The 21226-nt window shown below is 63.9% G+C and carries 25 protein-coding genes; 11 read left to right on the top strand and 14 right to left on the bottom strand.

Annotation, left to right across the window (positions count from 1 at the left end):
* Positions 1-117: 117 nt before the first annotated feature.
* Together AC3CB8_RS03435 and AC3CB8_RS03430 are read right to left on the bottom strand one after the other, a co-directional pair.
* Positions 118-1152: an aspartate-semialdehyde dehydrogenase gene (locus AC3CB8_RS03435; protein WP_023774477.1), complete on the bottom strand. Its 1035-nt coding sequence runs from the start codon at positions 1150-1152 to the stop codon at positions 118-120.
* A 108-nt stretch (positions 1153-1260) separates the two neighbouring features.
* Positions 1261-1464, bottom strand: a complete 204-nt coding sequence (locus tag AC3CB8_RS03430; RefSeq protein WP_031240383.1) for a hypothetical protein — start codon at positions 1462-1464, stop codon at positions 1261-1263.
* A gap of 148 nt (positions 1465-1612) precedes the next feature.
* On the opposite strand from AC3CB8_RS03430, the gene AC3CB8_RS03425 reads away from it, so the two are divergent.
* Positions 1613-3481, top strand: coding sequence for a DEAD/DEAH box helicase (locus tag AC3CB8_RS03425; RefSeq protein ID WP_352563924.1), 1869 nt, complete (start codon positions 1613-1615; stop codon positions 3479-3481).
* A gap of 3 nt (positions 3482-3484) precedes the next feature.
* Here AC3CB8_RS03425 and AC3CB8_RS03420 read toward each other — a convergent pair whose 3' ends face one another.
* Positions 3485-4027, bottom strand: a complete 543-nt coding sequence (locus AC3CB8_RS03420) for a glycosyltransferase (protein ID WP_352563925.1) — start codon at positions 4025-4027, stop codon at positions 3485-3487.
* Positions 4028-4732: 705 nt separating this feature from the next.
* On the opposite strand from AC3CB8_RS03420, the gene AC3CB8_RS03415 reads away from it, so the two are divergent.
* The 3 genes from AC3CB8_RS03415 (at position 4733) to AC3CB8_RS03405 (ending at position 6468) form a co-directional block, all read left to right on the top strand.
* On the top strand, positions 4733-5461 hold the full coding sequence (locus AC3CB8_RS03415; protein WP_023774483.1) for a DUF805 domain-containing protein: 729 nt from the start codon (positions 4733-4735) through the stop codon (positions 5459-5461).
* A gap of 136 nt (positions 5462-5597) precedes the next feature.
* Positions 5598-6026 (top strand): SRPBCC family protein, encoded by a 429-nt coding sequence (locus AC3CB8_RS03410; RefSeq protein WP_023774484.1) that lies wholly within the window; start codon positions 5598-5600, stop codon positions 6024-6026.
* The gene (locus tag AC3CB8_RS03405) at positions 6019-6468 is read left to right on the top strand and encodes a MarR family winged helix-turn-helix transcriptional regulator (RefSeq protein ID WP_352563926.1); all 450 of its coding nucleotides are present in this window, start codon (positions 6019-6021) and stop codon (positions 6466-6468) included. The genes AC3CB8_RS03410 and AC3CB8_RS03405 overlap by 8 nt, the downstream gene beginning before the upstream one ends.
* On the opposite strand, the gene leuB is transcribed toward AC3CB8_RS03405, so the two are convergent.
* The 6 genes from leuB to leuD all read right to left on the bottom strand — a co-directional run bounded on the left by leuB (position 6469) and on the right by leuD (position 11430).
* Complete coding sequence (leuB, locus tag AC3CB8_RS03400; protein ID WP_023793595.1) at positions 6469-7572, bottom strand: 3-isopropylmalate dehydrogenase; 1104 nt, start codon at positions 7570-7572, stop codon at positions 6469-6471.
* Positions 7573-7803: 231 nt separating this feature from the next.
* Entirely contained in the window at positions 7804-8154 is a 351-nt protein-coding gene (locus tag AC3CB8_RS03395; protein ID WP_023782118.1) for a VOC family protein, read from the bottom strand.
* A gap of 13 nt (positions 8155-8167) precedes the next feature.
* The gene (locus AC3CB8_RS03390) at positions 8168-8551 is read right to left on the bottom strand and encodes a RidA family protein (protein WP_023782119.1); all 384 of its coding nucleotides are present in this window, start codon (positions 8549-8551) and stop codon (positions 8168-8170) included.
* Positions 8552-8676: 125 nt separating this feature from the next.
* Positions 8677-9681, bottom strand: coding sequence for a L,D-transpeptidase family protein (locus AC3CB8_RS03385; RefSeq protein ID WP_352563927.1), 1005 nt, complete (start codon positions 9679-9681; stop codon positions 8677-8679).
* A 156-nt stretch (positions 9682-9837) separates the two neighbouring features.
* On the bottom strand, positions 9838-10773 hold the full coding sequence (locus tag AC3CB8_RS03380; protein ID WP_352563928.1) for an Ivy family c-type lysozyme inhibitor: 936 nt from the start codon (positions 10771-10773) through the stop codon (positions 9838-9840).
* Positions 10774-10824: 51 nt separating this feature from the next.
* Positions 10825-11430, bottom strand: coding sequence for a 3-isopropylmalate dehydratase small subunit (leuD, locus tag AC3CB8_RS03375; RefSeq protein WP_015314976.1), 606 nt, complete (start codon positions 11428-11430; stop codon positions 10825-10827).
* Positions 11431-11581: 151 nt separating this feature from the next.
* On the opposite strand from leuD, the gene AC3CB8_RS03370 reads away from it, so the two are divergent.
* The 5 genes from AC3CB8_RS03370 (at position 11582) to AC3CB8_RS03350 (ending at position 14203) form a co-directional block, all read left to right on the top strand.
* Positions 11582-12022, top strand: a complete 441-nt coding sequence (locus AC3CB8_RS03370) for a GNAT family N-acetyltransferase (protein ID WP_352563929.1) — start codon at positions 11582-11584, stop codon at positions 12020-12022.
* Positions 12023-12103: 81 nt separating this feature from the next.
* Positions 12104-12421, top strand: a complete 318-nt coding sequence (locus AC3CB8_RS03365; RefSeq protein ID WP_015314978.1) for an ArsR/SmtB family transcription factor — start codon at positions 12104-12106, stop codon at positions 12419-12421.
* Entirely contained in the window at positions 12421-12867 is a 447-nt protein-coding gene (locus AC3CB8_RS03360; RefSeq protein WP_352563930.1) for an SRPBCC family protein, read from the top strand. The genes AC3CB8_RS03365 and AC3CB8_RS03360 overlap by 1 nt, the downstream gene beginning before the upstream one ends.
* Positions 12868-12909: 42 nt before the next feature.
* Positions 12910-13398, top strand: a complete 489-nt coding sequence (locus AC3CB8_RS03355) for an SRPBCC family protein (RefSeq protein ID WP_352563931.1) — start codon at positions 12910-12912, stop codon at positions 13396-13398.
* 73 nt (positions 13399-13471) lie between these two features.
* Positions 13472-14203 (top strand): DUF72 domain-containing protein, encoded by a 732-nt coding sequence (locus AC3CB8_RS03350; protein WP_352563932.1) that lies wholly within the window; start codon positions 13472-13474, stop codon positions 14201-14203.
* Between the two features lie 39 nt (positions 14204-14242).
* Here AC3CB8_RS03350 and AC3CB8_RS03345 read toward each other — a convergent pair whose 3' ends face one another.
* Genes AC3CB8_RS03345 through AC3CB8_RS03330 form a run of 4 tightly spaced genes read right to left on the bottom strand, consistent with a single transcriptional unit; the run spans position 14243 to position 19305 of the window.
* A complete protein-coding gene (locus tag AC3CB8_RS03345; RefSeq protein ID WP_352726528.1) occupies positions 14243-15409 on the bottom strand; it encodes an NAD(P)/FAD-dependent oxidoreductase in 1167 nt (388 codons plus the stop codon).
* 27 nt (positions 15410-15436) lie between these two features.
* The gene (locus tag AC3CB8_RS03340; RefSeq protein ID WP_352563934.1) at positions 15437-17050 is read right to left on the bottom strand and encodes an ATP-binding protein; all 1614 of its coding nucleotides are present in this window, start codon (positions 17048-17050) and stop codon (positions 15437-15439) included.
* The gene (locus tag AC3CB8_RS03335; protein ID WP_023774499.1) at positions 17041-17733 is read right to left on the bottom strand and encodes a response regulator transcription factor; all 693 of its coding nucleotides are present in this window, start codon (positions 17731-17733) and stop codon (positions 17041-17043) included. Before AC3CB8_RS03335 ends, AC3CB8_RS03340 begins: the two co-directional genes overlap by 10 nt.
* Before the next feature lie 3 nt (positions 17734-17736).
* Positions 17737-19305 carry a DUF4153 domain-containing protein gene (locus AC3CB8_RS03330; protein ID WP_435053101.1) on the bottom strand — a complete coding sequence of 523 codons (1569 nt, stop codon included), beginning with the start codon at positions 19303-19305 and terminating at the stop codon, positions 17737-17739.
* Positions 19306-19554: 249 nt separating this feature from the next.
* On the opposite strand from AC3CB8_RS03330, the gene AC3CB8_RS03325 reads away from it, so the two are divergent.
* Positions 19555-20442 (top strand): HpcH/HpaI aldolase/citrate lyase family protein, encoded by an 888-nt coding sequence (locus AC3CB8_RS03325; RefSeq protein WP_023774501.1) that lies wholly within the window; start codon positions 19555-19557, stop codon positions 20440-20442.
* Positions 20443-20479: 37 nt separating this feature from the next.
* Positions 20480-20686, top strand: coding sequence for a DUF1737 domain-containing protein (locus tag AC3CB8_RS03320; protein WP_015314987.1), 207 nt, complete (start codon positions 20480-20482; stop codon positions 20684-20686).
* A gap of 16 nt (positions 20687-20702) precedes the next feature.
* On the opposite strand, the gene AC3CB8_RS03315 is transcribed toward AC3CB8_RS03320, so the two are convergent.
* Positions 20703-21125: a metallopeptidase family protein gene (locus tag AC3CB8_RS03315; protein WP_023774502.1), complete on the bottom strand. Its 423-nt coding sequence runs from the start codon at positions 21123-21125 to the stop codon at positions 20703-20705.
* Positions 21126-21226 lie beyond the last annotated feature (101 nt).

Below are 21226 nucleotides of genomic sequence, written 5' to 3'. Positions count from 1 at the left end.
GCCGCGGCAGCGGCGATACGGCCCGTGAGCTAAAACAAACCTACGTCAGGCCGCCGCCCTCGCGGAGGGCCCGCCGCGGCAGCGGCGATACGGCCCGTGAGCTAAAACAAACCTACGTCAGGCCGCCTTCTTCTTCGGCTGGATAAGGCCGCGCTCGACCAGGAGCTCGGCGATCTGCACGGCGTTCAGCGCCGCGCCCTTGCGCAGATTGTCGGAGACGATCCACATCGACAGGCCGTTGTCGATGGTCGAATCCTCGCGGATACGCGAGATGAAGGTGGCGTCCTCGCCGGCCGATTCCAGCGGCGTGATGTAGCCGCCATCCTCGCGCTTATCCAAGACCTGGCAGCCGGGGGCATCGCGCAGGATGTCGCGCGCCTCATCGGCGGTGATCGGCTTCTCGAACTCGATGTTGACCGCTTCCGAATGGCCGATGAACACCGGCACGCGCACGCAGGTCGCCGTCAGCTTGATCTTGGGATCGAGCATCTTCTTGGTCTCGGCGACCATCTTCCATTCTTCCTTGGTAAAACCGTCATCGAGGAAGACGTCGATATGCGGGATGACGTTGAAGGCGATGCGCTTGGTGAATTTCTTGACGTCGACGCTGTCGGCGACGAACACCGCACGGGTCTGTGTGAACAGCTCGTCCATGCCTTCCTTGCCGGCGCCCGACACCGATTGGTAGGTGGCGACGACGACGCGCTTGATGGTGGCGAAATCATGCAGCGGCTTCAGCGCCACGACGAGCTGCGCCGTCGAGCAATTCGGGTTGGCGATGATGTTCTTGCGTGTGAACAGCGAGATCGCGTCCGGGTTAACCTCGGGCACGATCAGCGGCACGTCCTGGTCGTAGCGGAAGGCCGACGAATTATCGATGACGACGCAGCCCTGTTTGCCGATCTTCGGCGACCATTCCTTGGAGACATTGCCGCCGGCCGACATGATGCAGATGTCCGTGTCGGAAAAATCATACTGATCGAGCGGCCTGACCTTCAGCGTGCGGTCGCCGAACGACACTTCCGTGCCCATGCTGCGCCGCGAGGCGAGCGCCACGACTTCGCTCACTGGAAAGCCGCGCTCTTCCAAAATGTTGAGCATTTCCCGGCCCACATTGCCCGTGGCGCCGACTATCGCAACCTTGAAACTCATCTGAGATCTCCTGTCCCTCTCCGCTTGGTTTTTGGAGAAAACCCGCCGGCCAAGTGCGGGTTCCGTCCCCCAGGCCGGACCCGGGAGAGGGTGGTTAGGCCAAGGGAATCACACCGTTTTGGTGGTGGTTTTGGTGGTTTTCTTGGCCAAGAATGGGGTTTTGCCGGAACGAGACGACGCGGCGACGCGCCCGGCCCAATGGTTCGCATTGAGGCTGGGGGCATCGAATGCAAGAAGAGCCATCAAAAGGCCGCGCATCGAAAAACGATCCCGTTCGAAGCGGGCTTTTACGCGGTTTGCGGCAGGAGTCAATTGGCGACACCACGCATAGCCTTCATGGCACCCTGTACAAGAAGGGCGGCAGGAAGTACGAACGGCCAAGATTGTCTGGCTGGCGCCGCCAGCCCCCCGGCATGTGCTCCATGATGAGCGCAGAACCCCTGAATTCCGAAAGAACGAGATGTCCAACTTCGATGGTATTGTTCCCGCGCTGGCACAGGCGCTGGAAAAACGTGGTTATTCCGACCTGACACCGGTGCAGAAGGCGGTGCTGGAGCTCGGCCAGGCCGATGCGCTGGTGTCTGCGCAGACCGGCTCGGGGAAGACCGTCGCCTTCGGCCTTGCCATGGCGCCGACGCTGCTCGACGGCGCGGAACGTTTCGGCCCGGCAGCGGCGCCGCTGGCATTGGCGGTGGCGCCGACGCGCGAACTGGCGCTGCAGGTGACGCGCGAACTCGAATGGCTCTATGAGCCGACCGGCGCCACGGTGGCGTCCTGCGTCGGCGGCATGGACATGCGCACCGAGCGGCGCGCGCTGGAGCGCGGCGCCCACATCGTCGTCGGCACGCCAGGCCGGCTACGCGACCACATCACGCGCCATTCGCTCGACATGTCGACGCTCAAGGCCGTGGTTCTCGACGAGGCCGACGAGATGCTCGATCTCGGCTTTCGCGAGGACCTCGAATTCATCCTCGATGCCGCACCGGCCGAGCGCCGGACGCTGATGTTCTCGGCCACCGTGCCGCGCTCCATCGCCACGCTCGCCCAGGGCTATCAGCGCGATGCCGTACGCATCTCGGCCGCCGGCGAGGAAAAGCAGCATCTCGACATCGAATATCGGGCGCTGAATGTCGCCCACGCCGACCGCGAGAACGCCATCATCAACGTGCTTCGCTTCTATGAGGCCAAGAACGCGCTGGTGTTCTGCAACACGCGCGCCGCCGTCAATCATCTGACGGCACGCTTCAACAACCGCAATTTTTCCGTCGTCGCGCTTTCGGGCGAACTCAGCCAGAACGAACGCAGCCATGCGCTGCAGGCGATGCGCGACGGCCGTGCGAAAGTCTGCATCGCCACCGACGTCGCGGCGCGGGGCATCGACTTGCCCAATCTCGAGCTGGTGATCCACGCCGACCTGCCGACCAATCCCGAAACGCTGCTGCACCGCAGCGGCCGCACGGGACGTGCCGGGCGCAAGGGCGTCAGCGCGCTGATCGTGCCCAACAGCGCCCGCAGGCGTACCGAGCGGCTGCTGCAAAGCGCCAAGCTGACGGCGACATGGGCGAGCCCGCCCTCGGCCGACGACGTGATACGGCGCGACGACGAGCGCATTCTTGCCGACCCGGCTTTCGACGAACCGCTGAAGGATGACGAGCGCGAGTTCATCGATGCGCTTCTTAGCCGTCATGGCGCCGAACAGGTGGCGGCCGCTTTCGTGCGCCAGTGCCGCGCCAGCCGCTCGGCGCCCGAGGATCTCATGGACGTCGCGCCTTTCACACCATCGCGTGAAAGAGCGGCGGGCGAAAAATTCGCCCATCGCGACGAGGCGCCCAGCCGCCGCGACGATTTCGGCGCCAGCGTCTGGTTCTCGTTGTCGGTTGGTCGCCGCCAGAATGCCGAGCCGCGCTGGCTGATCCCGATGCTGTGCCGCGCCGGCAGCATCAGCAAGCGCGAGATCGGCGCCATTAAGATGCAGCCGGAAGAGACGTTCGTGCAGATCGCCGCCGACTGGGCGGAGCGCTTTCTCGCCGCGATCGGGCCTGACCGCAAATTGCAGGGGAACATCGTGGTCAAGCGGCTGGACGGCACGCCGGACCTGTCGCGGGCCGGCTATCAGCCGCCGAGCCCGGACAAGAAACCGCATCGCGGCAAGGCGCCATTCGACCCGAACGCGCCGAAGCGCAAATTCGAGAAGCGTGCACCGGCTTCAGCCGACCAGCGTCCGGCCACCACGCATGAGGCAAAGCCGTGGGCGAAGAAGCCGGGCAAGCCGAAATTCGACAACGCCGGTCCGCCAAAAAACAAGAAGACGAAGAAGCGGCCTTCGTAAAGTCTAGAGACGGCCGGCCGCGCTCTCCTTCAGGCCGGCCTTGATCGCGGCCCAGCTTGCCGATGCCGGCGTCGGGCGGTGGTTTTGGGCGATGCGATCCGCCAGCGAGGATCGCCAGGCGTGGTCTTCCGCCATTTTGCGGATCGCTGCGTACCAGCCGGCCTGGTCATTGGGGTCGATCGCCGGCATCATGCCGCCGCTCGCCTCGATCAGCGACGGCGCGGTCGAGACGATTACCGGAATGCCGAAATCGAGACATTCCGAGGCGCCGTAGCCCCACCCCTCAATATGCGAGGGAAAGACGCCGAAAGAGGCGCTTCGATAATACTGGATTAGCTCCTCGTCGCTGACCAGGCCGGTGAACGTGACCGATTCGGATAGCTTCGGATAAGCCTTGAGATAGGCGCGCAGCGGCTCGATCATCCAGCCCCAGCGCCCAGCGCAGACAAGCTTCGACAGCTTGACGCCTTCGTCCAGCGCCTGCCGCCAGTGCGCCCAAGAGGATGTGGTTCTTGCGTACTTGGATGGTGGAACAATAGAGTACAAACGGTTCGCCGGTCTCTATGCGGGAGGTCGCGCCCATGCGCGAAGCGGTCTCGTGGAGGATGGAGGGCATCGGAAACCGGTACACCACGGGCGCGGCGACGCCGGCCTTGCGCATGTGATCGCTCAACGTCGCGCCAACCTCGGCGGAAGCGCAGAACGCCGATGCGCACGAAGTGTTCGAGATAAGAGCCGTATCGAGTCTCGCCGATGCCCGCACCGACCAGGTCCGGACGCAGTGTCGGGATGAGATCGTGCCAAAGAAAGGCAAGCTTGCTGGTGGTAGCCGATACCGCGGATCGGTGTTGTTGGGTCAGGATGTGATGGCTGATCAGCACGAGGCCTGGCTCCGCCCCGGTGCTCTGGCCCGGCGCCTCGGGTTTCGCATCCAACCGGATCCGCCAGAGCCGCGTTCACGAGAAAGCTCCCTACCCGTGGAATGCCAGCCAGGCCCTTGCCGGGCGGCCAGAGCATCAGCCCGGTGGCAGATGGCCAAGGTGACCCGCCCGGGCGGCACCGTCACCTCGCCATCCTCGGTCAACACGCTGGCATTGGAATATTCCACTGTCATGGTCTGCTTTGGCCAAAACGGTTGCACTCGGTGTCTTATGCTTCATTCGCCGCGAAGACGGTAGCTATGGGCGGCTTGCCCATGGGCTTGGGCCTGTGCCACATCTTGGCCGGGAACGGGCTATAAGGGGCGGGCGGATGCGCGGCGAAGTGCTTCACTATGACGAAGACCAGGGCTTCGGCTTCATCACCGGAGCCGACGGCAACAGCTACACTTTCACCCGCGAGAACCTGCGCCGGCAAACCGCCATGCCTAACGGGACGACGGTCGAGTTCCAGCCGGGCGGCGGCCAGGCGCGCGACGTCTTTTCGATCGCTGGCCAACCCAACCCGAGCCCGGCCGTGAACTCGACGGTTGGCGCCGGCATAAGTGCGGCACCGGCCCAAGCCGGCACCGCATCCACGGCGCGCGGGCAGGCGCGGCATTTCGGCCGATCCAGCGAGAGCGCAACCGCCGAACCCAGTGATCTCTGGGGCTATTTCTGGCGTGGACTGACGCAGAACTACTTCAACTTCGCCGGCCGCGCCCGCCGCAAGGAATATTGGGGCTATTGCCTTTTCTGGGTGGTCTGCCTGCTGATCGTCGGCGGCATCGGCATCTTCACCGATATCGAAATGGGCAATTTCGACACAGATGTCTCGGCGGCGGTGACGGTCGGCCTCTGCGGCACTTTCCTCCTGGCGACGCTCCTGCCCAGCCTCGGCATGACCGTGCGCCGGCTGCACGATATCGGCTTGTCGGGCTGGCTCTATCTGGTGATCCTGGTCCCCAGCATCGGCAGCCTGATCATCCTGGTCTTCGCGCTGATCCCGACCCAGGCGCGTGAAAACCAGTGGGGACCGGTGCCGGCGGGAGTCAGAGTTTAGGAGCCAGGTCCCGAGAAAAGTCACTCCAAAAAACGACGGTTCAGCCGATCTTCGTGGCAGATGAAGATTCCGCTTGCAATTTAATCCGCGCGCGGATAATCTATGCGCAGATTAAATCGTTGAATGGAGCAAAACGATGTGGACCAATGAATACACCGCGACTTCCCCCCTTCCTGCGCAAGCCATCTGGAACGCGCTCAAGGCCTTGCATGAAGGCCGCCTGACTTATGAAGGCTCCGATACCTTCGTGCTGCATGGGCCATTCGCCAAGGGCACCCGCGTCTCGGTGACGCCGGTCGGTCAGGACACGTTCGAATCGACGATCGTCGATCTCGTCGAAAACGTGACCTATGCCGATGAAACTTCGTTCGGCGACACCAAGCTGCTGTTCCGGCACACTCTGGTGCCTGTCGAAGGCGGCACGCAGGTGACGCACCGGCTCGATATCTCAGGCCCTTCGGCCGAAGAGGTCGGCCCGGAACTCGGGCCCCAGATCAGTGGCGATTTCGACGTGTCGATGGCCAAGTTGTTCGAGCAGGCGGAGGCGTTGGCGAACCATGGCTGAACTCCACACGCGCTTCAAGGGCGGGGCATCGGAGAGCCCCGGCTTGCTGCTCTGGCGAACCACCATGCGCTGGCAGCGCGTCATGACAGCGGCGCTGGCGCCGCTCGACCTGACGCATGTCCAGTTCGTGCTGCTCGCCTCGGCGATGTGGCTTGGCCGCAATGGCGAACCGCCCAACCAGGTGCAACTCGCCGCCCAGGCCGGCACCGAGGTGAAGATGACCTCGGACGTCGTCGCCCGGCTGGAGGCCAAGGGCCTGATCGTACGCGAAGCGGATCCCCGGGACTCCCGGGCCAAGGTGATCCGCGTCACAGCCGCCGGGGCGGCCGCCGCCCAGCAAGCGATGGTCGCCGTCGAGGCCGCCGACTCAGCGTTTTTCGAGCCGGTGGACGAGACGCAGCTCGTCGGTCTGCTGCAGCAGCTTGCCGGCGAGATCCGCTGATTATCCCAGGAACTTGGCGATGATCGCGTCGCCCATTTCGACCGTACCAACCTCGGTCATGCCGGGGGAGAAAATATCCTTGGTGCGCAGGCCCTGGTCGAGCACGGCGGCGATTGAGGCTTCGAGCTTGTCGGCTTCATCGACCATGCCGAAGGAATAGCGCAGGCACATGGCGAAGGAAGCGATCATGGCGATCGGGTTGGCGATGCCCTTGCCGGCAATGTCGGGTGCCGAGCCGTGCACCGGCTCGTACAGCGCCTTGCGCTTCTTGGTCTTGGCATCAGGCGCGCCGAGCGAGGCCGACGGCAGCATGCCGATCGAGCCGGTCAGCATGGCGGCGATGTCGGACAGCATGTCGCCGAACAGATTGTCGGTGACGATGACGTCGAATTGTTTTGGCCAGCGCACCAGCTGCATGCCGCCGGCGTCGGCCAGCATATGGTCGAGCTTGACGTCGGAATAGCGTGCCTTGTGGGTCTGGGTGACGACCTCGTTCCACAGCACGCCCGACTTCATGACGTTGCGCTTTTCCATAGACGTCACATGGTTCTTGCGCGTCCGCGCGAGCTCGAAAGCGACACCTGAAATGCGCTCGATCTCGAACGTGTCGTAGACCTGCGTGTCGATGCCGCGCTTCTGGCCGTTGCCGAGATCGATGATCTGCTTGGGCTCGCCGAAATAGACGCCGCCGGTCAGCTCACGCACGATGAGGATGTCGAGGCCTTCGACGACTTCCTGCTTCAGCGAGGACGATGCGGCCAGCGCCGGATAGCAGATGGCGGGCCTGAGATTGGCGAACAGCTCCATGTCCTTGCGCAGGCGCAGCAGGCCGGCCTCGGGGCGCACCTCGTAAGGCACGGCATCCCATTTCGGCCCGCCGACGGCGCCGAACAGCACCGCGTCCGCCGTCATAGCCTTTTCCATGTCCGCATCGGAAATCGCCGCACCGTGCGCATCGTAGGCGCAGCCGCCGACCAGGCCCTCGTCGGTGACGAAGCCACTGCCGAGCTTTGCGTTCATGGCCGCGATCAGCTTCTTGACCTCGGCCATCGCCTCGGGGCCGATGCCGTCGCCGGGGAGCAGGAAAAGATGCTTCGTTGCCATGGTGAGTTGTCCCAGAAAGAATGCGTTCGGTTTGCACAGCGTCCTTTGCGCGCCAAAGAGGCGCGCGGCGCTGTGCGACGCGGCCTTGCTAAACGCCAAGCGGTTGGAGCGCAAGGGGAGGACGAAGAACCTATCGCCGCGATTCCTTCACGCCTGCCTCTGCTCGGCGGGGCAGAGGGGGAGCGCTGTGCCGCCGGCATGTCCAAGTTACCTGGCCCGCGGAAGATGCGCTCACCGGTGCGAGAGAATGTTGACCAGCCGGCCCAGCGGATCGCGCACATAGAAGCGCCGCACGCCCCACGGTTCGTCGGCGGGCCCGTATTCGACGGCGAAGCCGGCGTCCTTCATGGCTTTGAATGCCGCATCGACATCGTCGACCTCGATCGACAGATCCGGCACCGGCGTACCGGATCCGCCTTGCGCCATGAAGCTGACCTGCAGCTGCATCGTGTCCTCGGAACCGTAGGTTACGATCCAGCCCTGATCCATCAGGATGTCGAGGCCAAGCACGTCGTGGTAGAAACGGTTCGCCGCCGCCGCGTCCGGCGTTTCGATATTGGCCACGATACGCCGGACCTTCATGGCGGAAGTCTCCTCACACCGTACGCCGCAGCGCCGTCACCTCGATCTCGATCTTCATTTCCGGCTTGTTGAGCTCGCAGACGATCATCGTCGCCGCGGGCCTGATGTCGCCGAATGTCTCGCCAAGGATCGGGAAGACGACATCCACGAAGGCCTGGTCGGTGATGTAGTAGTGCGCGCGCACCACGTCGGACATCTCGAAGCCGCCGTCCTGCAACGCCTTGCCGATCGTCGCCAGGCAATTGCGCGTCTGCGCCTCGACACTGTCCGGCATCGTCATGGTGGCGTAATCGTAGCCGGTCGTCCCGGACACGAAGCACCAGTCGCCCTGCACCACGGCACGTGAATAGCCGGCGGTCTTTTCGAACGGCGAGCCGGTTGAGATGAGCTTGCGCATGGGGGAGCCTCGCATTGTCGCAGCTACTTTGCGGGGAAAAACCGATCCTGCCATGGGCCAATACGGATGGATCGGCGCTGCAGAATCCGTGGCCTCGACGGGCCGGCTCTCTTTCCCGCGATGCGTCAGCCGGGTTGGCCCGCGGCTGATTCAGCCGTTTCTCCGGTGAAGACAACCTTTGTGCCTTTGTGCACCTCAAGGGCGAGGTCTTCGGCATCCCAATTGGTCAGTCTGATGCAACCATGCGAAAAGGTCTTCCCGATCTTGCCTGGTTCGGGCGTGCCGTGAATTCCGTAACTTTCAATGGACAGATCGATCCAGATCGATCCGACAGGATTGTTGGGTCCGGCAGCGATGGTGAAGGGCCGTTTGGTTTTCACCCCCTTGAAGGCGAAGCGGGGATCGTAGTGATAGGTGGGATTGTGGACCACGCGTGTGACTTGTGCCTCGCCGCTCGGCGCCGGCTTCTCTTCGCTTCCAATCGAGGCGGGGTAGACCGAAACCACTTTGCCGGAATCGTCGAGAACGCGCACCTGGCGCGCGGCCTTGTCGACCTCGACGCTGACAGCGGCTGGGGGCGGATCGCCTCGGTCGATAGCCGGCACCAGCACCTTTGCGCCCGCCTTCCTGAAGCTGATGCCCGGATTGAGCCTTCGCAGCAATTGTTCGCTGATGTGGAAGTGCTCCGCGATCCGTTCCAGCGAACCGCGGTAGCCGAGCCTGCGCAGGCGAGCCATTCTTTCCATACTGGCCGGAATGCGCTTGGCAAACGGTCCACGCACGTCCTTGCGCGTCAACTCGTAATTCACAAGAACCTCGTCTGGTGAGGTTGCGACCAGCTTGTCCCAGGTCTCCCGGTTGAGCCTGCCATCGGCGGGCAGAGCGTTGGCCGCCTGGAATGCCCGGACCGCCTTGGTGAAGTTCTCCGCCTGGCGGCCGTCAATCAGGCCAGGCGAGAAGCGCGCCCGATCCAAAAGGACCTGTGCCTTCAACACGGTCGCGTCGACGCCCTTCGTTGCGGCGTCGGTGAATTGGGCGTTGTTGACGGCGGCTGCGTCCAGCTTTGCCGCCTCTGTGGCGCCAGTTGAGAGGGCGAACAGAACAAGCGCCAGAAGAACGAGCCTGACCATCGATGTTACTCCAGGCACTGCCGAGCGAAACTGCTTCTATGACGCCGCGCGGCCGATCTGGTTCCATTGTCCCGGCGAATATCGCCGTTGACGCGGTCCTGCGTGAAAAAGGGGCAGAGCCCTGGAAGCGCGGCCCTTTCGCCGGAAATGCCCTGGCTAGTTCGCCGACCCCAGCGCCTTGTCCAGCGCTTCCTTCACATCGGCCGGCCATGTCGCCAGCGCCGGCCAGGCGTTCGGTTGGCCATTGTCGCCGCGGCGGGCGAAATAGAGCTGGTGCTTGGCCGGGTCGACGGCCATGAAGCCGTCATTGCCGCCACAATCGTGCGGCACGCAGCCGCTGGCGAAGAAGGCGCCGGACGCGATCTTTTCCGTGCCGCCGCCGACCAGCAGGCTGATCGCCATGTCGGGCATGTCCTTGCCGAGCAGCTTTTCGGCTTCCTTGTACACAGCCTCATTGTGGAAGGCGTCGATGATGTTCTGGTACTTTTCCGGATCGATGTCTTTCCAGTCGGTGCCGGGTTCCGGCATGTAGGTGAGATTGCCCGAAATCGTCAGCCCATCCGTCGGCGACCACTGCAGGGCCGGCTTCTGGTCCCCCGGCAGGAGATAGGGCACGAAATAGATGGCGCTGTCGGACACTCCCGCGGGCGGCGCTCCGCAATCGTCCTGCTCGACCTTGGTGCTCTGGATGGCGCCGCCTTCCGGCTTCCAGACGATCACCGTCGCCGGGCCGCATTGATTGCCGCCATCGCCAACATCGAACAGGGCCACCTTGACGCCGCCAACTTCCACAATTTTGTCGAAGAAGACATCGTAATTGCTGGCCAGCTGCTTACCGTCATAAGCAAGCACCTTCTCGCCGTCCTGCTCCGGCTGCGTGATGGTGAGGTGGCCGCCTTCGAACGGCACCGGCGCCTGTTTGTCGTCGTCAGCGGCGTCGGCGGCGTTGGTTCCCGCATCCTGATCGGTGGCCGGCTTTTCCACCGCCGGCGGCTGTTGCGCGGCGGGCGTCTGGGTCTGCGCGAGCACGCTCGCGGCGGGCCCCAGCAACAAGGCCAGCCCGCAAACGCCGGCAAGAAGCTGATGTCTCATGACTGTCCCTCCCTCGACCCAGCCCGGAAAGGGGCCGGTCCTGGCGGCCGCTCAGGCCCAGGGGCGCAGTTCGGCGTTCTTCTTCTCGAACGAGGCGATGGCGCCTGCCTTTTCCATGGTCAGGCCGATGTCGTCGAGCCCATTGAGCAGGCAGTGCCGCTTGAAGTCGTCGAGGTCGAAGGTGACCACGCCGCCGTCCGGACCACGGATTTCCTTGGCTTCGAGATCGACCGACAGGGTGGCGTTGGAGCCGCGCGATGCGTCATCCATCAGCTTCTCCAGGTCCTCGGGGCTGACGGTGATCGGCAGCACGCCGTTCTTGAAGCAGTTGTTGTAGAAGATGTCGGCGAACGAAGTCGAGATGACGCAGCGTATGCCGAAATCGAGCAGCGCCCATGGCGCGTGTTCCCTGCTCGAGCCGCAGCCGAAATTGTCGCCGGCGACGAGGATCTGCGCCTTGCGGTAGGCGGGCTTGTTGAGCACGAAATCCGGATTTTCGGAGCCGTCGTCCTTGTAGCGCATCTCGGCGAACAGGCCGGTGCCAAGCCCGGTGCGCTTGATCGTCTTGAGATAATCCTTCGGGATGATCATGTCGGTGTCGACATTGACGATCGGCATGGGAGCGGCGACGCCGGTGAGCTTGGTGAATTTTTCCATGGCTTTGGCCCGTGTTTTCGTTGGGGGGATTTGCTGGGGCCCGGTTTACACAAAGCCGGGGGCAAATAAAAGGCACTGTTCGTGCGGGCCGGCATAAGGGCGCTGCGCAAAACAGCTTCGAATTCACCGCCCGATGGTGCAGTCTGGTCCCATGGCGGAAAACTCCCACGTCCTCTATGCGCGTGAACCGGCGCTCGGTATTTCCGAATTCCGCCGCGTACTGGTGGAGTCCGGTCTCGGCGAAGTCCGGCCTGTCGATGACGAGGCAAGGCTGAAGGCGATGCTGGAGGGCGCCAACCTGATCGTGACCGCCCGTCTCGACATGGCGCATCTCGACAAGGAAGCCACGCCGCTGATTGGCGTGGCCCGCTGCCTGACCGACTTTTCCTGGGTCTGCTACATCAGCGATCTTGCCGTCTCGGCCAAGGCGCAAGGGCTCGGCATCGGCAAGGGGCTGATGGACGAGGTGGCCCGGCAGCTCGGACCGTCGGTCGCCATCAGCCTGATTTCGATGCCCGACGCTGTCGGATTCTATGAACGCATCGGCATGAAGCGCATACCCGACGCCTTCTGGATCTCCCGCAAGCGCTGACTTTTCTTCTGTGATCTATCCATCGTCAATGGTGCGCGATCTTGCCGCTTGACATGCAACCAAATGGTTGCATATTAAGCCATGAGCATGGATGCCGTTTTTCGCGCCCTGGCCGACCCGACACGCCGGCAATTGCTGGACAGCCTCCATGCCAGGAACGGACAGACGCTGAATGCGCTGTGCGCAGAGATGGCCATGACCCGCCAGGCGGTGACCAAGCACCTGGCGATCCTGGAAGAAGCGAACCTCGTTACCACCATCCGCCGGGGCCGAGAGAAGGAGCACTACCTCAACCCGGTTCCAATCAACGAGATCGCCGAGCGCTGGATCGGCAAGTTCGAGCGCCATCGGCTTGATGCGTTGAGTGACCTGAAGAAACGCCTCGAAAGGGAAGACTGATGAGCAACAGCTTCGTTTATGTAACCTACATCCGCACCACGCCGGAGAAACTCTGGGAGGCGTTGACCGACCCGGAGTTCAACCGGCAGTTCTTCCTCTGCTCCTATCAGGAGAGCGAGTGGAAGGTGGGCTCCAGCTGGAAGCTGATCTTCCCGGACGGCAGTGTCGCCGACAGTGGCGAGATTCTTGAGATCGACCCGCCACGCCGCCTGGTCATCAAATGGCGCAATGAATGGATGCCCGAGATCAGGGAGGACGGCTACACGCGCTGCACCTTCACCATCGAGCCCGACGGCGAGCTGATGAAACTTACCGTCACCCATGAGGCTGACGGCCCGCACAGGCTGATTGGCAATGTCGCCAAGGGCTGGCCGCTGGTGCTGGCCAGCCTGAAGAGCCTGCTCGAGACGGGCAAGGGATTCGAGCGTCCGCCGTCGAAAGCTTGAGCTCGTTTCGCTGGCGGAACAAATTCCATGGAGGCATAGATCATGCAAGCTCTCAGGGTGCGGAGCATGACCAATGGCGAGACGATCATGGCATCGGCCGAGATTGGCGCGCCTCCCGAACGCGTCTTCGGGGCGCTGGTCGGCAAGGAAGTCGAGCAATGGTGGGGGTCAGCCGATACCTACAGGATGGTCGGCTGGTGGGCCGACCTTCGCGTCGGCGGCCGCTGGACCGTGGTCGTGCGCACGGCCGGCGGTAGGGACCTGCCGGCCAGCGGCGAATTCCTCGAAATCGAAACACCGCGCCGGATCGTGCAGACGTGGGCATATGGCTGGGACCATCCCACGCTTGGCCGGCGCCAAACCAGGGTCGCATGGCTGCTGGAGCCTATCGCCGACGGCACGCGCGTCACCATCTGCCATGGCGGCTTTGGCGGGCTGCGAGAGGCGGCGGCTGAACATGCCGAGGGCTGGGCACGAGTGCTGGCCTGGCTGAGGGCGCATGTCGAGGCTGGAAGGCTGGCCGCGGCCTGATCGGCGTGCGGAGCGTCGTCACGCGCCCTCCGCACGCCTTGACCCACGTCTGTTCTGGTCCACATCCCCATGCATGGGAAAACAGGCATGTTTCATAGGCACGGCTGGCTGGGGCATTCCGACACGATACAAGGACAATTTCCCGCAACCCGGATCGCATCTCGAACGCTATTCCAGGCACTTTCCGATCGTCGAGATCGACACGTCCTTCTACAAGCCGCACCGCCGCGAGACCTTTTACCGCTGGGCACGCGCCGTGCCGCAGCACTTCCGCTTCGCCGCCAAGATGCCGAAGGCGATCACCCATGAGCGCCGTCTCGTGGACTGCAACGATCTTTTGCAAAGCTTTCTCCAAGAGGTCGAAGGTCTCGGTGGAAAGCTGAGCGTGCTTCTGGTGCAGTTGCCGCCGAGCCTGTCGTTCGAGCCAGATGTCGCGAGCGATTTCTTCGACATGCTGGGCGAGCGAACGCAAGCCAGGCTGGTCTGCGAGCCGCGCCATCCCAGCTGGTTCGATGCAGAGGCTGAAGCACTTCTGGCGGCTCGCCGGATCGCGCGCGTTGCCGCCGATCCGGCTCCGGCGCCGCCTGCCGCGGTGCCGGGCGGCTGGCCCGGCCTCGCCTATTTCCGTTGGCATGGCGCGCCGCGCGTCTATTATTCCGACTACGATGCCGAAAGTCTCGACCGCTTCAGCCGGCAAGTCGAGGCAGCGGCCGCTTCGGGTGCCGAGGTCTGGGGAATTTTCGACAACACGGCCGGAGGCAATGCGCTGGGCAACGCGCTCAAGATTGACGCGATGATGGCATAGACCCTGGAGGGGCAGCTAACGTCGATCGTTCTTGCCGGCTCAAATCACATTCAATTCCCGGAAGGCCCGCCCTTCGGCGACACGCGCGTAGCCAAATGCCGAGCAGTCGATCGTCCGGTAGCCGCCATGCACGATCAGTTCGGCCAGCGCCTTGCCGACCGCCGGCGCCTGTTGCAGCCCATGGCCGGAGAATCCGTTGGCGAACAGGAAATTCGTCACCTCGGGGTGAGGGCCGATGACGGCGTTCTGGTCGAGCGTGTTGTAGTCGTAATGCCCGGCCCAGGCGCGCGTCGGCTTGATCGCTTCGAAGGCCGGGATGCGGGTTGCCAGCACCGGCCAGATCACCTCTTCGAACAGCGGCCAGTCGACCTCGAAATCCCCGGGATCGGCCGGGCCGTCGCCCTCCTCCGGCTCGGCGCCGCCGGTGAGGTAGACCGAGCCTTCCGGCCTGACATAGATGCCGGAGGGATCGACCAGCAGCGGCATGTCGACATATTTCTCGCGCGCCTCGAAGACGAAGACGTTGCGCTTGCGTGGCTCGACCGGCAGCGAAAGCTGGGCAAGGGCAGCGACCTTGCCGGCATTCGGCCCGGCGGCATTGATGACGGTATCGGCCTCGAGCCGATCGCCATTGTCGAGGCTGACGCCGGTGACGCGGTCACCCTGCCGCTCGACGCCGGTGACCGACGCGCTGATAAAGTCGATCTTCTTCCGCCGCAGCGCCTTGCGAAACAGCATCAGCATCGCATGCGCGTCGAACCAGCCCTCGCCGGTCCGGCCATAGGCGCCGGCGGTGATGCCTTCGGCCGACAGCCAGGGGAAGCGGCGCGTCAGCTGTTCGGCGTCCTCAAGCAGGATGTCAGCGCCCTCGGCGACCTGCGCTTCGTGGTTGGCTTTCAGGATCGGCAGCCCGGCCTCGCCGGCAAGGATGAGATAGCCGCCCTCGCGAAAACCGATATCGGCGTCGGTGCCGAATTCTTCCTTCAGCCGCCGAAACAGTTTTAGCGTGAACTGCGACAGGCGGATGTTTTGCGGAATGGAGAATTGCTGGCGGATCGAGGCCATGGACAGCGTCGTCGCCGAATGGGCGAATTGCGGGTCGCGCTCGATCAGCGCGATCGAGCCGGAAAACCCTTCCTCGCGCAGATAGTAGGCGACCGAGGATCCGACGATGGCCCCGCCGATGATGACGATGTCGTAACGCACTTTTTTCTCCGATCCCCCGTCCGCAATCTACGCGACCGGCAAAGTGATCTCGAAGCGCGTGCCGCGCTCGGAGTCAACCAGCCGGATCGTACCATCATGCGCTTTCAGGAGGGCCAGCACGATGCCCAGACCCATGCCGGTGCCGCCGGTAGAGCGCCGCGTGGTGAAGAACGGCTCAAAGATCCGCCCTTGGTTGCTCGGCGAAATGCCGGCGCCGTCGTCGCTGACCAGAACGGAAACCCTGCCGCTCGCGCTTGCGGCGGTGATGGAAATTAGGGTCGCGCCGTGCCTGGCCGAATTGTCGATGAGATTGGCAAGCACTATGGCAGCGTTCTCGGACGAGATGCGCAAGGCCAGGTCGCCGCCGGCCTCGACCTCAACCGCCAGCCTCGCGTCGACGGGGAGCAGCGCCAGCGCGGCGCCGACCGAGGTGCTTTCGCCGCTGGGCGCGAGGTTTTCGGCCCGCGTCAGGTCGAGAAGCCGCCGGACCAAAAGGTTGAGCCGCCCTGCATCTGTGACGATATTGTCGGAGAAGCGCCGCCGCTCTTCATCGGCCATCCCGCTGCCTGAATCGCGCAGCAATTCGGCCGCACCCTGGATCGCCGTCAGCGGCGATTTGAGTTCATGCGAGACATGGGTGGCGAAGGTCTGGATGGCGTCCGAGCGCGCCTGTAGTCTTTCGGCCATATCGAGAAAGGCGGCGGAAAGCTCCGCCATTTCGCGCGTGCCATGGTGGTCGAGAGGCCGGATCGCGCTGCGCTCACCGGCGGCGATGCGCTGGGTGCGGTCGATGAGCGCGTAGATCGGCCGGCTGACGGTGCGCAGGAAAACGAGGCCGATGAGCAGCGTGCCGCCGAGAATGGCGATCGCTGCCGCCGTCACCTTGCCGCGCTCGCCATAGAGATGTTTTATGATGTTGTTAGGCGTCCGCGAGACAAAGACCACGCCGGCGACCTTGCCGTCGACGGCCACCGGCAGGGCGACGAACACGCGCACCCTGGTGCCGCGGCTGACCGAATAGAGCGGCGGCGGCTGGTTGGGGATGCGCAGCCTGAGCGCGCTGGCATAGCGCCCGGCGAGTGCCTCACGCACCTCCTCGACCTCGGCGAGCGACTGCCCGATCTCGTCGCGCCCGGCAATCACGACGCCCCTGGGATCGAGCAGCCGGAAGCCGGCCAGCGTGGTCTTCTGCGTCGCATCGAGAATCCCAGCCAGCCGCGCGCCGATCGCGGCGAAAGCTGGATCGACCGTGGCAGGGATCCCTACCGGCCTGGTCTGAAGCACGTAATCCGAGGCGAGATCGAGCTGCGGCTCGATCGGCCGATAGGGCGAATCGAGATTGGCGCCTCGGCTCGTGGTGCCATTCGCCAGCGGCATCGCCACGCCAAGCTTTTCCGGTGAAATGCCGGCGTCGCGCACCTCCTGGGCATAGATAGCGGCGATGGCGGCGCCCTGTGCGATCAGTTCCGCTTCGGTCTGACGGATCAGCTGGTTCTCATAGAGGCGGAAGAAGAACAGGCCGACCAGCGGCAGGGACATCACCAGGATCAGGATGGCGACGACGACCGTGGCAAGGCGCGGCCGCCATTTGCGGCCGATCCACTTGCTGCCAATCGACTTGCTTGATGTCGTCAGCCGCATCGGCCGAGCCGGAAGCCGACGCCGTGCACGGTTTCGATGACCTCCGGGCAACCCATCGCCGCCAACTTGGCGCGGATGTTGCGGATATGGCTGTCGACGGTGCGGTCGGCTACATGGATCTTGCCGGCATAGGCATTGGCCATCACCGCGTCGCGATCGAGCACATGGGTGGGCCGCGCCAGAAACCCTTTCAGGATCGAGAACTCGATCGCCGTCAGGGCGAGCGGCTTGCCGTCGAAGGCGGCCGCGTGGCTGGCCGGCGCCAGGGTGAGTTTTCCCTGCGCGAACTGCCTGTCGTCGGCCGGTTCGAGCGCCGCCGGACGGGCGCGGCGCAGGATGACGTTGACGCGGGCGACGAGTTCGCGCGGGCTGAACGGTTTGGTGACATAGTCGTCCCCACCCATTTCGAGCCCGAGGATGCGGTCTATCTCCTCGTCGCGCGCGGACAGGAACAACACCGGCACGTCTGATGTGTGACGCAGCCGCCGGCAGACCTCCAGCCCGTCCATCTCTGGCATGCCGATGTCGAGCACGACAAGGTCGGGCGTGCGCCGTTCGATTGCCTGCAGAGCGGCGGCGCCATCGGACACGGCGGCCGTTTTCATGCCGGCCTTTTCCAGCGCGAAGCAGATCACTTCGCGGATATGCGGGTCATCGTCGGCGACGAGGATGTGATGCGGCATGGATTAGCGATCCGGCACGGGTTCTGCGACGCTGGGAACAATAGGCCGCCTTTTGTCGAGATAGCGAAGCAGGCGCCAGTCGCGAAAGCTCCAGCTTCGCCAGTTTTCCTGCAGGCTGCGATACCAGCCTTCATCGACACCGCGCAACCTTGCCAGTTCGCCGACGGCACCGGCATTGGCCGTCCCGCGCCGACGGTCGAGGAAGCGATCGAGCGCTGGAAACGCGTCCGGCCCGAGCGAGCGGAGATACCAGGCGTCGAGGGGAATGCCCTGGCCGGTCATTTCAAGAGAGTGGTCGACATTGTAATCGGCGATCGTTGCTGCGAAGTTGATGAAACAGCAGACATAAAGCGCCAGGGATAACGTCAGAAGATTGGCGGAGAGCAGCCATTCACTGGATTTTCCGAGCGCGATACGGGCGATGATCAGCGCAAGGCCGGCCGCCACCAGTCCCATCCAGACGAAAGCCGCGACGCGCCAGTAGGTCAGCGCATAGATGCCGACATAGAGATCGAGCCGCAGGATCGATGAGACGACCAGCATGATGTTCTGCGCCACCCAGGCATAGACCAGCCGGCGGATGAGCGGGTCGGCCGATGTCTCGCTGCCGGGCCTCAACGCCGCAAGGACAAAACCGGCGGCTAGCAGCGCGGTGACGATCAAGGGATAGGCGCCGCGATGCGCGTAGGCGGCGTAGCTCAAACCATCGGGAAGCGCGACCCCGCCCCACAGATAGGTGGCGTCGAGCCCGCTCTGCAGCGAAAACAAAACGTTGAAGACGATCAACGCGCGCAGGATGGCGGCCTTGCCGAAGACGATGTCCTCGACGGCGTGCCTGTCCGCCGCTGGCTGGGCATCGGCAGGAGGGTGATTTGGCCTGGCGATGCGGCGCTGAAAGCGCGGCAGGCGCGGCCGTAGAAAGGCCCAGACGCCGGCAAGCACGAATAGCCAGAAGGCAATCCGCGTCAACTGGATGAGGTCGAGCAGCTTCATCAGGTCGATCAGCGACAGCCAGTATTCGATGACCGGATTGGCGGCGCCGAAAAGGGCGACGAAGACCGCGCCCAGCGTCAGCGGCATCACCCAGACCGCGATCGCCGCCAGCCTTATGCGATGCCCGCCGAACCGCCGCGCCACTCTTCGCCACTTGAGAAAATCGCTGAGGAACCGGACCGGCGCCGCCAGTGCGAACAGCACGATCTGGCCTGCAACGCGCGCCGTGCGGTGTCGCAGCCGGCCGCTCAGCGAAAGCGCGAACGCCACCAGCGCGGCAAGGGCGATCGAGACGGACAAGGGACTGACAGTCTCGGCGAGCGGCAACAGCGCGACAAGCAAGGCGGCCGACTTGAGCCATACCTTGCCGTCGCTGAAGGCGGCGGGATGCACGGCAACCACAGCGGCGGCAATCAGGATGGCGAACAGCAGAACCGTGATCCCGGCGGGCTGGCCGTAGAACAGGAAATCGGCGAGCGCGACCAGCAGCACGGCGACGCCCAAGCGGCTGCAATAGCTTGGCGCGGCGCGGAAGAAGGAGGTCACGGCCTGATTTTCCTGATGGCGTCCCATCGCCATGGCGGCGGACTCTTGCGGACAAACGGGGGAATTGCAGCGGGGTTGGCGCGTTGCGGGTCGACCAGCCACCAGCCTTCGCTGCGCAGCCGGTAAGGTAGACGGGGTTTTGCTCGCTTGTGCATGCCGACTGTCTCGCAGGCATGCAGGAAAGCGATGCGGCGGATCGGAGGAGGTTTTCCGCAGGCGCGTGCAGTTTTCGTGCAGGGCTATCGGCTTGCCTCGCCCGACCACACACGGCATAGATCTGGCATGACCGAAACCTACCGCCCGCGCCGCTCCGTGCTCTATGTCCCGGCCTCCAACGACAAGGCGCTGGCCAAGATCGCGCAGCTTGCCTGCGACGCGGTCATCATCGACCTCGAGGACGCCGTCGCCCCCGCCGACAAGATCGCCGCGCGCGAAAAACTGACCGGCATTTTCGCCAACCGCCCTGATGCCAATGGCCGGCGCTGCGAGATGGTGGTGCGCGTCAATGCGCTGTCCAGCGAATGGGGCACTGACGATCTTGCGGCCGTGGCCAAGGCGGAGCCGGACGGCATCCTGCTGCCAAAGGTCGACACGCCGCGTGACGTGCTCGAAGTTGGCGATGTGCTGGACGATAATTTTGCCCCGGACAGCGTGAAACTATGGGCGATGATCGAGACACCCAAGGCCATGCTCAACATCGGCGCCATTGCCGAACTCGGCCGCGACCCCGCCTCGCGCCTGGATTGTTTCATCGCCGGAACAAATGACCTGATCAAGGATACCGGCGTGCTGGCGACGCCGGATCGCGCCTATCTTCTGCCATGGCTGATGCAGATGCTGCTGGCGGCACGCGCCGGCGGGATCGACATGCTCGATGGCGTGTTCAACGATTTTCGCGACCCGGACGCGTTCGCGCGTGAGTGCACGCAGGCCGCCGCCATGGGGTTTGACGGCAAGACGCTGATCCATCCATCGCAGATCGAGGCCGCCAACCGTGCCTTCGCCCCGTCGGCGCAGGCGCTAGCCGAGGCGCGCGCGGTGAAGGATGCCTTCGCGCTTGCTCAAAACAGCGGCAAGGGCGTCATCGCGCTGAATGGCAGGATGGTCGAGCGGTTGCACTTGGCACAGGCCGAAAAACTTCTGGCGAAAGCGGCCGCCATCGGCGCATGATATTCGCCGATTTGGGATACACGACAGGAATTGGACGATGAAACTCTACCGCTTTCTCACCGCCCCGGACGACGCCAGCTTCTGCCATAAGGTGACGGCGGCGCTGAACAAGGGCTGGCACCTGTTCGGCTCGCCGACCTACGCCTACGACAAGAAGACCAAGACCATGCGCTGCGGCCAGGCCGTGGTGAAGGATGTCGATGGCCAGGAATACGGACCGGATACGAAGCTCAGCGACTGGTAGGGGAAAACGCCGAGAGCTACTCCGCCGCCTCTTCGATCTTCTCCATATCATCGTCCGACAGGCCGAAATGGTGGCCGATCTCGTGGATCAGCACGTGGGTGACGATGTCGCCCAGCGTTTCCTCGTTTTCGGCCCAGTAGTCGAGCATGGCGCGGCGGTAGAGCGTGATGCGGTTCGGGCCTTCGCCTGTTTGTGGGTTCCAGCGTTCGGCGATGCCGCGCCCCTCGAACAGGCCGAGCAGGTCGAACGGCGTTTCCAGCGACAGGTCGTCCATGATCTCGTCGGTCGGGAACTCAGCGATCTGGATGACGATCTCGCCGGTCAGCTTGCGAAAATCCTCCGGCAGGTGGGCATAGGCCTCCAGGGCCAGGAACTCCAATTCCTCCATCGAGGGCGCAAGTTCACCATGCCAGGTGCGGGTCTTGTAGATGCGGGCCATGCTTTGTCCTTTGATCCCGGATATAGGCGTTCGCGCTGGTCGAGGCAAATGACGCCTGTACGCCGGTGTCGCGCAGGAAGAGGAATAAATTCCTTGATGAC

The sequence above is a fragment of the Mesorhizobium sp. P160927 genome (assembly GCF_057766385.1).
The sequence above is the reverse complement of the archived record's forward strand: the minus strand, read 5'-3'. Positions and strand labels throughout refer to the sequence as shown.

What these genes read in the sequence shown, in the direction of transcription:
- AC3CB8_RS03435 (WP_023774477.1), bottom strand. Translation starts at nt 1,152, where the DNA reads ATGAGTTTCAAGGTTGCGATAGTCGGCGCCACGGGCAATGTGGGCCGG.
- AC3CB8_RS03425 (WP_352563924.1), top strand. Translation starts at nt 1,613, where the DNA reads ATGTCCAACTTCGATGGTATTGTTCCCGCGCTGGCACAGGCGCTGGAA.
- AC3CB8_RS03415 (WP_023774483.1), top strand. Translation starts at nt 4,733, where the DNA reads ATGCGCGGCGAAGTGCTTCACTATGACGAAGACCAGGGCTTCGGCTTC.
- AC3CB8_RS03410 (WP_023774484.1), top strand. Translation starts at nt 5,598, where the DNA reads ATGTGGACCAATGAATACACCGCGACTTCCCCCCTTCCTGCGCAAGCC.
- AC3CB8_RS03405 (WP_352563926.1), top strand. Translation starts at nt 6,019, where the DNA reads ATGGCTGAACTCCACACGCGCTTCAAGGGCGGGGCATCGGAGAGCCCC.
- leuB (WP_023793595.1), bottom strand. Translation starts at nt 7,572, where the DNA reads ATGGCAACGAAGCATCTTTTCCTGCTCCCCGGCGACGGCATCGGCCCC.
- AC3CB8_RS03395 (WP_023782118.1), bottom strand. Translation starts at nt 8,154, where the DNA reads ATGAAGGTCCGGCGTATCGTGGCCAATATCGAAACGCCGGACGCGGCG.
- AC3CB8_RS03390 (WP_023782119.1), bottom strand. Translation starts at nt 8,551, where the DNA reads ATGCGCAAGCTCATCTCAACCGGCTCGCCGTTCGAAAAGACCGCCGGC.
- AC3CB8_RS03385 (WP_352563927.1), bottom strand. Translation starts at nt 9,681, where the DNA reads ATGGTCAGGCTCGTTCTTCTGGCGCTTGTTCTGTTCGCCCTCTCAACT.
- AC3CB8_RS03380 (WP_352563928.1), bottom strand. Translation starts at nt 10,773, where the DNA reads ATGAGACATCAGCTTCTTGCCGGCGTTTGCGGGCTGGCCTTGTTGCTG.
- leuD (WP_015314976.1), bottom strand. Translation starts at nt 11,430, where the DNA reads ATGGAAAAATTCACCAAGCTCACCGGCGTCGCCGCTCCCATGCCGATC.
- AC3CB8_RS03370 (WP_352563929.1), top strand. Translation starts at nt 11,582, where the DNA reads ATGGCGGAAAACTCCCACGTCCTCTATGCGCGTGAACCGGCGCTCGGT.
- AC3CB8_RS03365 (WP_015314978.1), top strand. Translation starts at nt 12,104, where the DNA reads ATGAGCATGGATGCCGTTTTTCGCGCCCTGGCCGACCCGACACGCCGG.
- AC3CB8_RS03360 (WP_352563930.1), top strand. Translation starts at nt 12,421, where the DNA reads ATGAGCAACAGCTTCGTTTATGTAACCTACATCCGCACCACGCCGGAG.
- AC3CB8_RS03355 (WP_352563931.1), top strand. Translation starts at nt 12,910, where the DNA reads ATGCAAGCTCTCAGGGTGCGGAGCATGACCAATGGCGAGACGATCATG.
- AC3CB8_RS03350 (WP_352563932.1), top strand. Translation starts at nt 13,472, where the DNA reads ATGGGAAAACAGGCATGTTTCATAGGCACGGCTGGCTGGGGCATTCCG.
- AC3CB8_RS03340 (WP_352563934.1), bottom strand. Translation starts at nt 17,050, where the DNA reads ATGCGGCTGACGACATCAAGCAAGTCGATTGGCAGCAAGTGGATCGGC.
- AC3CB8_RS03335 (WP_023774499.1), bottom strand. Translation starts at nt 17,733, where the DNA reads ATGCCGCATCACATCCTCGTCGCCGACGATGACCCGCATATCCGCGAA.
- AC3CB8_RS03330 (WP_435053101.1), bottom strand. Translation starts at nt 19,305, where the DNA reads ATGGCGATGGGACGCCATCAGGAAAATCAGGCCGTGACCTCCTTCTTC.
- AC3CB8_RS03325 (WP_023774501.1), top strand. Translation starts at nt 19,555, where the DNA reads ATGACCGAAACCTACCGCCCGCGCCGCTCCGTGCTCTATGTCCCGGCC.
- AC3CB8_RS03320 (WP_015314987.1), top strand. Translation starts at nt 20,480, where the DNA reads ATGAAACTCTACCGCTTTCTCACCGCCCCGGACGACGCCAGCTTCTGC.
- AC3CB8_RS03315 (WP_023774502.1), bottom strand. Translation starts at nt 21,125, where the DNA reads ATGGCCCGCATCTACAAGACCCGCACCTGGCATGGTGAACTTGCGCCC.